Origin of the sequence: Roseburia sp. AF42-8, from assembly GCF_003435965.1 — a bacterium.
Taxonomy (GTDB): Bacteria; Bacillota; Clostridia; order Lachnospirales; family Lachnospiraceae; genus Roseburia_C; species Roseburia_C amylophila.
In genome coordinates this window covers 1-11,240 of sequence record NZ_QTVB01000054.1, presented here as the reverse complement: position 1 = coordinate 11,240, position 11,240 = coordinate 1, and the positions used below count along the sequence as shown (strand labels likewise).

Sequence of the window (11,240 nt, the reverse complement as noted above, 5' to 3'; positions counted from 1 at the left end):
ATAAGTTGGAAAAAATATATCCAGAATTAGTTGGTTCAGAAATAGAAGTGGTTGATAATAATGAAAAAGATCTGTATTACTATTTCTCAATATCCACGCATCAAATAGGGGTATTTAGCACAGCTATTTATGAAGGAATGGCATTTGGTGTGAAAACAATTATATATAAGGCATATCGGTATGAAACAATGAAAGACATTATTGAAGCTGGTTATGCTAAACTTGCTGATGATGGAAATTCTGTGCTAAATGAAATCATGAACAAGGAAGAACAAAAAGTCCCAACAGAGATGATATGGAAGTCTAATGCATTGAGTAATCTGAAGAAAGAACTGATGGGGTAATATATCAAAATATTAGATTGGAAAGAGAGGAAGGACAATGGTCTTGGCAGTAATACCGGCTCGTGGCGGCTCAAAAGGAATACCACGGAAAAATGTCCGTTTGATGAATGGAAAACCACTTATTTATTATGCAATTCATAATGCAAAGAATTGTCCGAGCATTGATGATGTTGTAGTTTCATCGGATGATGAAGAGATTTTGAAAATAGCTTCTTCTTATGGTGTAGAGACCATGACCAGAGATAGTGAACTGGCAAAGGATGCCGTGACATTAGACCCGGTTATCTATGATGCAGTCTGCACTATGGAAAAGAAGAAAGGGATTCAGTATGATGTGGTAATTACCTTACAGGTAACATCACCGTTACTTTCTTCTGATACCTTGGACAAGGCGTTGGAAAGCTTTTTGGCTTCTTCCGATGATACTTATATCAGTGTGGTAAATAAGCCACATTTATCCTGGACGAAGAAGGATGGCTGCTATGTACCGAATTATGAGAAACGTCTGAACCGTCAGCAGTTACCGCCGAACTATCTTGAGACAGGTGCATTTCTGATTACAAGAAGAGAATGTATGGAGGTAAACAGCCGTATTGGAAAGAAGGTTTCTGTCTATGAGATGCCGGAGCGTGAGGCGGTGGATATTGATGCAGCTTCCGACTGGGTATTGTGTGAGCATGAACTGAAAAAGAAACGGATTATTCTTCGGGCAGACGGATACAAAGAGCTTGGAATGGGACATATTTATCATTGTCTGACACTGGCATATAATCTGACTGGACAGGAGCTTCTCTTTGTAACAAAAGAGCAGCATGAGCCGGGACTGAAGAAACTGCAGGAAGCAAATATGCCGGTACATACCATTAAGAGTGACGAAGAATTCATGGAATTCGTGCAGGAATGGAAGCCGGATGTTGTAGTAAATGACTGCCTGAATACCGAAGCAGATTATATCAAAGAATTAAAAAAATATGTGAAACGTGTCGTAACCATAGAAGACCTTGGAGAGGGCGCCGATTTTGCAGATGCAGTGATCAATGCGCTGTATGAAGACCATACCAGAGGAGATAATTATTATTGGGGAGCCAATTATGTATGCCTCCGGGATGAATTTTTCTGTGCTGCACCATCTGTATTTCATGAGCAGGTGCAGAATGTAGTGGTTATCTTCGGTGGAACAGACCCATCGAACTTTACCAAGAGAATCTATGAAATGGCAAAACGGATTCATAAGGATTATCCGGAGATTAAATTCCATTTTGCACTGGGTGTAGGATATGACCAGAAAGCAAATCAGATTGAAACAGACGAGGCAGCAGGCATCTATGTAGAACAGAATTTAAAACACATCAGCGACCTGTTTGGTAAGGCAGACCTGGCATTTACTTCTCAGGGCAGAACCGTCTATGAGCTTGCAACCATGGGCGTACCTGCAGTGGTTATGGCTCAGAATGAGCGTGAGATGAAGCACACCTTTGCACAGATGAACAATGGTTTCTTAAATCTTGGACTTGGAATCAATGTGGCAGATGAAACCATTGAGACAACCTTCCGCTGGCTGGTTGAGACACCGCAGATTCGAAAGGAAATGCAAAGCCTGATGATGCGTCATGATTTGAAGTCCGGTATTAAGCGGGTAATTGGATTGATTTTAGAGGATGAGGAGATATAATTTATGAGCAAAATTATCGAACGTGCTCTGGCACATAAAGTAGTACTGATTGCAGAAATTGGTGTAAATTATTATGACATTGCAAAGAAAATGAACATTTCCAATATGGAAGCTGCAAAGTTAATGATCAAAGAAGCAAAGGATGCTGGAATTCATGCGGTAAAATTCCAGACCTATAAAGCTGATACGCTGGCAGCAAAGGATTCTCCATCTTACTGGGATACCACGGAAGAGACAACAACATCCCAGCATGAGTTATTTCAGAAATTTGACCAGTTTGGTGAAGAAGAATATCAGGAACTGAAAGATTATAGCGATGAGATTGGAATTGAATTCTTATCCACAGCATTCGATATCGAATCCGCAGATTATCTTGATAAGATGATGGATGTTTATAAAGTATCTTCATCCGATATGAACAACCTTCCGTTTGTGGAATATCAGGCAAAAAAGAATAAGCCAATGCTTATTTCGGTAGGTGCAGCCAATGAAGATGAGATTGACCGTATGATAGCAACAATCCGTAAGGTAAATAACCAGCCACTCTGTATTCTGCATTGTGTACTGGAATATCCAACACCATATGAGCATGCCAATCTGAATAAGATAGCAAGTCTGAAAGAGAAGTATCAGGATTTGATGATCGGATATTCAGACCATACGAAGCCGGATGTTTGTGCAGATGTGATTAAGACAGCATATAATCTGGGGGCAGTAGTGATAGAGAAGCATTTTACGCTGGACAAGACTTTAAAAGGAAATGACCATTATCATGCCATGGACCCGGATGATGCAAGAAAGATTCTTGCTGGACTTGAATTTATTGATACCATCCGTGGTAAAGGTGATTTATGCTGCTTAGAGACAGAACAGATTGCCAGAAAGAATGCAAGACGTTCTCTGGTAACGACCTGTGATATCGCAAAAGGAACTGTGATCACAAGAGAAATGCTGACCTTCAAGAGACCGGGAACTGGAATTTCACCGGAACGGATGGAAGAAATTATCGGACGCACACTGACGGTGGATGTGGCAGAGGATACGATTTTACAATGGAGTATGATGAAAAACGACTAGAAATAGAAAGGGATAACTATTATTTTACCTTCTTTTTACGCTACCCTGATGGTAGATTTTTCTTAACTTTAATATTGTAATTGCATCAATTCATTATTCAAAGAAGTGTTTTTATGAGAAATCCGAATCTTTGCAGATATATCATGCTCATTTTTATTATGCTGGGTTTAATACTTTCAGGAATTTCCGGACTGATATTCGGAATAGAGACCCTGCATCCCCTTTTTATTATCGGTATTCTTATTTCTTTTGTATCTCTTATTTTTGGTATTCTTAGCATCCGCTGTCCCATCTGCCATCGGCAGTTACATTTAACGGGTATTACGCCGGATGATTTCTGTCCATTCTGTGGGGAAAAGCTGTAAATTAATTTCTATATGTACTTGTTTTTTGCCGATGAAAACAAAAAACTACGAGAAACATGCCTTGTGTGTTTCCCGCTACTCGTATAAAAACCCCGGATGCTGCTTTTTCAGGCAACACCCGGGAATGTTTATTTCTCCATATTGGCAAATCTCGTGTACTGAGGCAGCCATACCAGGTTGACGGTTCCGATAGGACCGTTTCTTTGCTTGGCTACGATGATTTCGGAGATTCCTTTCATTTCACTGTCTTTGTTGTAATAATCATCACGGTAAATGAACATTACAACGTCGGCATCCTGCTCGATAGCTCCGGACTCTCGAAGGTCGGATAACATTGGTCGATGGTCAGGACGCTGTTCTACGGCTCGGCTCAACTGGGACAGTGCCACTACCGGCACATTCAGCTCACGGGCCAGCGCTTTTAAGGAACGGGAAATATCTGAGATTTCCTGCTGACGGGATTCGGAATGTCTGCCGGAGCCGGACATCAACTGTAAGTAGTCGATGATGATTAATTTCAAATCGTGCTCTAATTTATATTTACGGCATTTACTTCTAAGCTCGGATATGGAAATACCCGGCGTATCATCAATGATTAATTTGGAACGGCCCACGTTGCCTGCTCCTTCAATCAGCATTTCCCAGTCTGCATCTGTCAAATTACCGGAACGCAGCTTCTGGGCATCTACTCTTGATTCCAGAGAAAACATACGGTTTACCAACTGTTCCTTACTCATTTCCAGAGAGAATATTGCTGTTGTCTGCTGGGAATGAATGGCTACATACTGTGCGATATTTAATACAAACGCCGTTTTACCCATGGAAGGACGGGCTGCAATCAGAATCAAATCGGAAGGCTGCAAGCCTGCCATCTGATAATCCAGATCCACGAAGCCGGTAGCGATTCCGGTTACGGAGCCTTTTTGCTTGGATGCTTTTTCAATCTTATCCAGTGCATTGATTACGACCTGCTTAATCGGGACATAATCTCCGCCGCCACGATTCTGCACCAGATTAAAAATACTCTTCTCGGTATCTGCCAGAATGTCTTCAACACTTTCTTTTCCAAGATAACATTCATCTTCAATGGACTGGGTGGTCTTAATGAGCTTACGCAGAACTGCCTTCTCTTTGACGATATTGGCATAATATTTTACATTGGCTGATGTCGGTACGGATGTTACTAAGTCTCTTACAAATTCCAGGCTGCTGATTTCCGCCGGCACATCCTTTTCTTTTAACTTATTCTGCAATGTAATCAGGTCAACCGGTTCTCCTGCATTAAACAAATCCAGCATGGATTCAAACAAAATTCCATACTGCTTGTGATAGAAATCCTCTTCGATGAGAATCTCTCCGGCTGTCATAATTGCTTCTTTATCCATAATCATGGAACCGATAACTGACTGCTCGGCTTCCAGACTGTTTGGCATAATCCGCTTTACCAGTGCCTCTTCCATGGAGGTTCCTCCTAATCTACTCTTCCGTTACTTTTACACGTAATGTTGCAGTTACCTTTGGATGAACCTTAACCGGCACTTCATATACACCAAATGATTTGATGGCTTCTTTTAACTGCATTTTCTTCTTGTCTAACTCAAGACCCAGCTGATCATGCGTTGCCTGGGAAATCTCTTTGGTGGATACAGAACCAAAGGTTCTTCCGCCTTCTCCGGCTTTCATTTTCACTTCTACGGTCTTATCCTTTATCTCATCTGCCAGCTTTAATGCTGCCTGATAATTCTCTTCTGCAACCTTATCTGCATGTTTGTTCTGCAGCTTTAAGTCATTTAAGGTCTTGCTGTTTGCTTCAACTCCCAATTTCTTCGGAATTAACTGATTTCTTGCGTATGCATCGCTTACATTTACTACCTCACCTTTTTTTCCAAGGGATTTTACATCTGCTAATAAAATTACTTTCATTCTTCTATATCTCCTTCCTCAAGCATTTCGTCGATGGTGTCTTCTATGATGCGTTGTGCCTGGGACACGGTACAGTCACGAAGCTGGCAGCCTGCCATATTCAGATGTCCGCCGCCCCCAAGACGTTCCATGATTTTCTGTACATTAATTTCATCAATGGAACGGGAACTTACATATATTTTGCCCTGATATTCGGTCAATACAAAGGACGCTTTGATTCCGACAATATTCAGCAGCTCATCTGCCGCCTGGGCTCCTACGATGGTAGGACTTTCAATCTTGTCTGCCGGGCAGATGGAAATAGCAAATGCACCACGGTATACTTCTGCATGGCGGACCACTTCTGCTCTGGCTTTGTAGGCATCCATATCATTTCGAAGCATTTTTCTTACACGGGTTACTTCCGCTCCGCAACGTTTCAGATACGCGGCTGCTTCAAAGGTACGGACACCGGTCTTGGTCATAAAGTTACTGGTATCAATTAAAATTCCCGCATAAATACAGTCCGCTTCGTGGGGTGCCAGCTTGATATTTTCTGTAAAATACTGCAGCACCTCTGCTACCATTTCACAGGTAGAAGATGCATACGGCTCAATATAGGAAAGTACCGGATTGGAAATGACCTCACTGCTCTGGCGGTGATGGTCAAATACTACGATACTGTCGGTCCGCTTCAAAAGGCCCGGACACTCCGTATGGCTCGGACGATTTACATCCACCACCATAACCAGTGTGTTATAATCCGTCAGTTCCAGCGCACGTTCACTGGAAACAAACATATCCGGCGGATAACCCTTCTCTGTGGTAAAACCTTCCTTCAATGGACGAAGGGATGAAGTTACCTGGTCTAAAACAATCTGCGCTTTCTTTCCTAATACTCTTGCGGCGCAGTAGATTCCGATTGCCGCACCAAAAGCATCTGTATCGGAAATGGAATGTCCCATAATCATAACATGCTCACGGCTCTCGATAATCTCCCTCAGTGCATGGGCTTTGACTCTTGCTTTTACACGGGTGTTCTTCTCTACCTGCTTGCTGTTACCGCCATAGTAGACAACGTTTTCACCCTCTTTGACTACCACCTGGTCGCCGCCCCGGCCCAGTGCCAGGTCGATTGCCATACGGGAATATTCATAATTCTGATTATAAGTATCACCGCCGACACCGATTCCGATACTTAAAGTCACCGCCATTTCATTTCCGACTTTGACCGTCTTAACATCTTCAATCAGACTGAACCGGTCACTCTGCAGCTCCGCAAGATATTTATGCTGGAATACCACAAAGTATTTGTCCTTCTCAATCTTACGAACCAGTGCATCCATTTTCGTAAAATACTGGTTTACCTTCCGGTCAATCAATGCCACTAAAAGAGAACGTTTTACGTCTTCAATACTGTCTAACGCCTCGTCATAGTTGTCTATGTATACAAGACCTGCCACCAGCTTCTGTTCTTCATTTTCACGGATGTAATTATAAAGCTCTGTCTCATCAAAAAGGTACAGCGCTGTCAGATACTGTTCATCCTCTTCAATAGATACAATGCTGCTGTTTTCCGCCATTTCCTCAAAATAAATCTTGCTCATTTCAATACGGAAATTATGCTCCTGCCAGACCATATTTACATCTTCCACGAACTGCTCCTGCTGAATCAGCTCTCTGGTAATGCCCGGGAAAATGCTGGTGATGGATTTATGGAAATTTTTGGTCTTTCCTGTAATCTCCGTAAATTTCTCATTGACCCAGAGAACCTTTCCGTTATAGTCCAAAAGTGCATACGGTATTTCGAATTCATTGAGCAGCTTCTTCTGCACCGTTCCGTACTGAGTGGCAAAATTAATCAGCTCATTCACCAGCACCGGTTTATTAACATTATAAGATATCACCACAACAATGAGATAAATCCCAAGGAAAATGGATACCAGTAACGCTGCCCCTTCATTTACAAAATACATCGGCACGTTCATGCATGCCAGCAAAATAGTAAGCATCAGCGGCCAGTACATATAATTTTTCAGATGACCCTTCAGCTTGATTTTTTTCTTCATAAATTTCTCCTATATAAATGCGGATATTTTTACACAATTGTTACGACCACATACATATACAGAGTGTATTATAGCATTGTTTTATCTGTTTTACAATTCGCTTCCGGCATGAATCTTCTTTTCGTAGGATAAAAGCAGGTTTTCATATTTCCAGTAAATACACATCTGACCATATGCCATTATCGTAGCTTATGGTCAGTACCTTATTCCGGGAACCCGGATATGTATAGCTAATCACAGTGCAATGTATTCTGTATTTTTGCTAAAAGAATCAGTCGCAATCTTATTTCTCCAAATCTGCCACCCATTTCCCGGCTAATGCTATCCAGTCCTGACAACGCTTCTGAATGCCGAAACCTGTCTCCGTAATCTGCGTCTCTTCATTGGCAAGGGAGAGTCCATGCTGTCCTTCCGGGAAAATGTGAACTTCTACGGAGACCTGATTCTTTACCAGCTCTTCCGTAAACATCAGTGTATTCTGGACTGGCACCGACTGGTCGGTTAAGGTATGCCAGATAAATACCGGCGGCACTTGTTTTCCCACCTGATGCTCCAGGCTTAAAAGCTCTTCTAATTCTTTGCTCTTTTTCGTTCCCATCAGGTTTTCCATGCTGCCGTGATGTGCATATGTTCCGGATGTAATTACCGGATAAGAAAGCAGTAATCCATTTGGCTGCATCTGCTCTGCGGTAAGTCCTGTTTCTTTTGCAAGCCAGTCCTTATCCCAGAAGACCCCAAGACTTGCTGCCAGATGACCGCCGGCGGAAAATCCGGATACGATAATTTTATCCGGCTTAATGCCATATTCTTTTGCATGCTCTCTTAAATATGCCACACTCCATGCCAGTTCGCAGAGGGACTGAGGGAATTCTGCAGGAGCTACGCTGTAGCGCAGGACGCAGGCATGAAATCCTCTGGCAATATACTGTACTGCAACCGCCTCTGCCTCCCGGTCGGAGGTAAATTCATAGCCGCCGCCCGGACAGATAAGTACCAGCGGGCGGGTACGGTTACTGTCGATTTCTTCAAAATTATCTAATATATATGTATACAATTTGGCTCCGGTTGCCTTTACGGTCTGAACCGGAATAATATTGTATTTCATAGCTTCACCTTCTTTTTATTTTCTGCTCCCAAAGTAAATAATTACCTTTGTTTAATCATCTTCAGTAAACGTATCACAGATCTTATATAAATTCAACTGAATGCTATAAAAAGACCGGGGGAGTGCCTGGATGGCACCCTGGAAGACACCGACGCAGGTCGCTAAGAACCAGAATTTCCATGCGGTATCAAGCTGCAGTGCAAACAGTGCGATGAGAAAATACGCTCCGATGCAGACTAAAATCAATTTCTCAGATTCAAATCTGCGGGCAAGCTTTCCAAAAAGAATGGAGCAAGGGAAGGCTACCACCTGTGTTAAAAGCAGTGCCAAGAGCATGCTGCTGTCACCGATTCCCACATCTTTGCCATATGCAGTGGACATTTCGATAATGGTATACACACCGTCTATGTAGAAAAAGAACGAGATGAGGAACAGGAGAATCTTCTTATTAGCTTTTAACTCGGAAAAAATATTTCCCAGACGGACAACAGTTTCTTTTACGGACACTTTTGTCTCTGCATAATAATTCTGTTTATAATTTAACAACAACGGAATGGTCACTGCCACCCACCAGATGGCGGTAATGCCAAATGCCAGCATCATTGCCATGGCAGCAGAAATTCCGATTCTGTCTGCCATGCATCCCATAACCTATCTGGTTGATGGCACTGTACTTCCTCCCTGCTATGTATGCAGTATTTTTCTGCTTTCTTCTGTTTTTCAGCATATTATGTGTGAAAAAAGCTTTCTATCATATTTGGGAGTAACTTCTGTAAAAAAAATGTAAATTTATGGGATATAAAACTTGCGCAAATAAGAATTGAAATGTTTCTTTGAAATGAAGCCGCCTGCAGAATCTGGCAGTGGCAGTTAAGATGTCTGGCAGCCTGCAAAACCTGCATAACGAACTGCAAAAAAAAGAATGTGCCTTGGCACATTCCCGCGCCTGCGGCGGTCGCTTGCGACATCTACCTTATACGCCGCAGTGCGCATCCTCGCTTCCCGTTTTTTACTTTACAGGAAAGCAATTTCCTGTAAAATAAAAACGGGAAGCCCGCTAAGCGTACTTCCCTCAATATGACTATTTATCTCAACGAGACCAGACGGTTCTCTTTTGCTACCCGTACTGCCTGTCTTCTCGTCCTGACCCGGAGCTTCGCAAATATATTTTTTCCGTGAAACTTTACGGTATTGATGCTGATTCCCATGAAATCTGCAATTTCCTGATTAGAACGCTCATCTGCCATCAGCCGCAGGATTTCCTGTTCGCTTTTCGTCAATGGCGGATAATCTTCCTTGGCTTTACGCAGATAATCCGGATAAAGAAGTGCCATTTTCTTTGCAAGCTGTATCAACCGGTTCAGATATTCGTCCTTTATCTGCCGCTCCTGCCGGTAAGCCCGCAAAAGCATATACACTTTTTCTCCTTCATCTGCTATCAGCCGGTCAAATCGTCTTTCTTTTACAATCGGAAGCAGCTCATCTATAAGCTGAAATGCATCCTCTTTCCGATCACTTAAGAAATAGCTGACTGCACATAAAAGATTCATTTCACATAAATCCATGACGCGGTCACCCTTTCGCAGCGGCTCCCTCAAATACTCTGCCAGCGAAAGCATTGCCAGATATTTTTCTTCCAGAATATATGCCCGCATCTTTATCATATATTTATAGGTATCCAGCATGTTCAGTTCTCCAAATTCGCTGGGTGCCTCATTTTCCATCCATTCCGTTACTGCATTCACATCACCATCATACAACAGTCCCCAGGCTTTCATTGCTCCGAAATTCTCTAAAAGCCATCTGCTCTGTTCCTTATGAAGTCTCTGATATATCTCTTCCAGAATCGGATATACCACCGCTATCTGTCCGGTTGCTATCATAATCCGCATCTGAAGGCTCAAAGCAATAAACAGAACAGCAATTTCGCCTTCTTTTTCTATAAATGGAATAATTCCAACTAATGTAGTAATTGCTTCAAAACATTCATCTCTCTGATAGCATACTTCTGCATAAGTTATTTCTGCAATTCCAAGGGAACTGTCTCCATAGAAGCTTTTTACCCAGCCCTTTAGCTGTTCCTTCCGGTCATGTACATAATTTCCATACATGGTCATATCCCGGAATCCGTTTATCATGGTAATTCTGCCTGCTGCCAGAGGAAGATTCGGCAAAATGCCATAATTATTATATATTTCAGCCAGCTTAAGCAATGCAGCTCTTGCCCTCTCCCGGTCAGTTCCCGGAATAATTACATCAAGATGCAGCTTCATCAGACGTTCATCCCCTACATATGAAGCATATTTCTCCGCCTTTTCCAGATTCCCGTAAATAGCCTGAATAACAGCTTCTGCTGCCGCAAGTGTTGGTGTTTTCCTGATTTCCTCTTTTGAAAACTCCCTTTTTACAAAAGTGTGTCTGATGCATACTAACTCATAATTATACGAAACACCACTCTTTTATTCATTTTTCTATTCACTTCTTACTAATGGGTATTCATTTTTACTTTAAGTTGTCGTGCAATTTATTAGAATGGAATTTTTGAAAGAGCCAGCACCTTGAATGGGCTGACTCTTTCAATGTCACTTGTAATTGACAAACTGAAAGTTTCCATTTATTTCTTTTTGCGGTATTTGGGTTCAATACCTACTACATACGCTACCATAGCCGCAATACTAATAAGCATTGCACCCAATATAGGTATAA

General features: G+C 42.1%; 10 protein-coding genes. 4 read left to right on the top strand and 6 right to left on the bottom strand.

Annotation, left to right across the window (positions count from 1 at the left end; translation table 11 throughout):
* The 3 genes from DW059_RS15970 to DW059_RS13780 form a co-directional block, all read left to right on the top strand.
* Nucleotides 1-344: hypothetical protein (locus DW059_RS15970; protein WP_199534373.1), on the top strand; the 344-nt coding region annotated here is incomplete at its 5' end.
* A gap of 37 nt (nucleotides 345-381) precedes the next feature.
* Entirely contained in the window at nucleotides 382-2,016 is a 1,635-nt protein-coding gene (locus DW059_RS13785) for a cytidylyltransferase domain-containing protein (protein WP_117699179.1), read from the top strand.
* Between the two features lie 3 nt (nucleotides 2,017-2,019).
* Entirely contained in the window at nucleotides 2,020-3,093 is a 1,074-nt protein-coding gene (locus DW059_RS13780) for an N-acetylneuraminate synthase family protein (RefSeq protein WP_117699178.1), read from the top strand.
* Between the two features lie 493 nt (nucleotides 3,094-3,586).
* Here the strand turns inward: DW059_RS13780 and dnaB are convergent, their stop codons facing one another.
* From dnaB to DW059_RS13750, 5 genes are all read right to left on the bottom strand, one after another.
* On the bottom strand, nucleotides 3,587-4,918 hold the full coding sequence (gene dnaB / locus DW059_RS13770; RefSeq protein ID WP_117699176.1) for a replicative DNA helicase: 1,332 nt from the start codon (nucleotides 4,916-4,918) through the stop codon (nucleotides 3,587-3,589).
* A 16-nt stretch (nucleotides 4,919-4,934) separates the two neighbouring features.
* Nucleotides 4,935-5,381, bottom strand: coding sequence for a 50S ribosomal protein L9 (rplI, locus tag DW059_RS13765; protein WP_117699175.1), 447 nt, complete (start codon nucleotides 5,379-5,381; stop codon nucleotides 4,935-4,937).
* The gene (locus DW059_RS13760; protein WP_022242557.1) at nucleotides 5,378-7,429 is read right to left on the bottom strand and encodes a DHH family phosphoesterase; all 2,052 of its coding nucleotides are present in this window, start codon (nucleotides 7,427-7,429) and stop codon (nucleotides 5,378-5,380) included. The genes rplI and DW059_RS13760 overlap by 4 nt, the downstream gene beginning before the upstream one ends.
* A gap of 283 nt (nucleotides 7,430-7,712) precedes the next feature.
* Nucleotides 7,713-8,534 (bottom strand): alpha/beta hydrolase, encoded by an 822-nt coding sequence (locus DW059_RS13755; RefSeq protein ID WP_117699174.1) that lies wholly within the window; start codon nucleotides 8,532-8,534, stop codon nucleotides 7,713-7,715.
* 51 nt (nucleotides 8,535-8,585) lie between these two features.
* Complete coding sequence (locus DW059_RS13750; protein ID WP_242986278.1) at nucleotides 8,586-9,173, bottom strand: MFS transporter; 588 nt, start codon at nucleotides 9,171-9,173, stop codon at nucleotides 8,586-8,588.
* 224 nt (nucleotides 9,174-9,397) lie between these two features.
* Between DW059_RS13750 and DW059_RS15830 the strand changes: the two genes are divergently transcribed.
* Nucleotides 9,398-9,577, top strand: a complete 180-nt coding sequence (locus DW059_RS15830) for a hypothetical protein (protein ID WP_147326060.1) — start codon at nucleotides 9,398-9,400, stop codon at nucleotides 9,575-9,577.
* A 42-nt stretch (nucleotides 9,578-9,619) separates the two neighbouring features.
* Here DW059_RS15830 and DW059_RS13745 read toward each other — a convergent pair whose 3' ends face one another.
* Nucleotides 9,620-10,807, bottom strand: coding sequence for a helix-turn-helix transcriptional regulator (locus DW059_RS13745; protein ID WP_117699172.1), 1,188 nt, complete (start codon nucleotides 10,805-10,807; stop codon nucleotides 9,620-9,622).
* Nucleotides 10,808-11,240 lie beyond the last annotated feature (433 nt).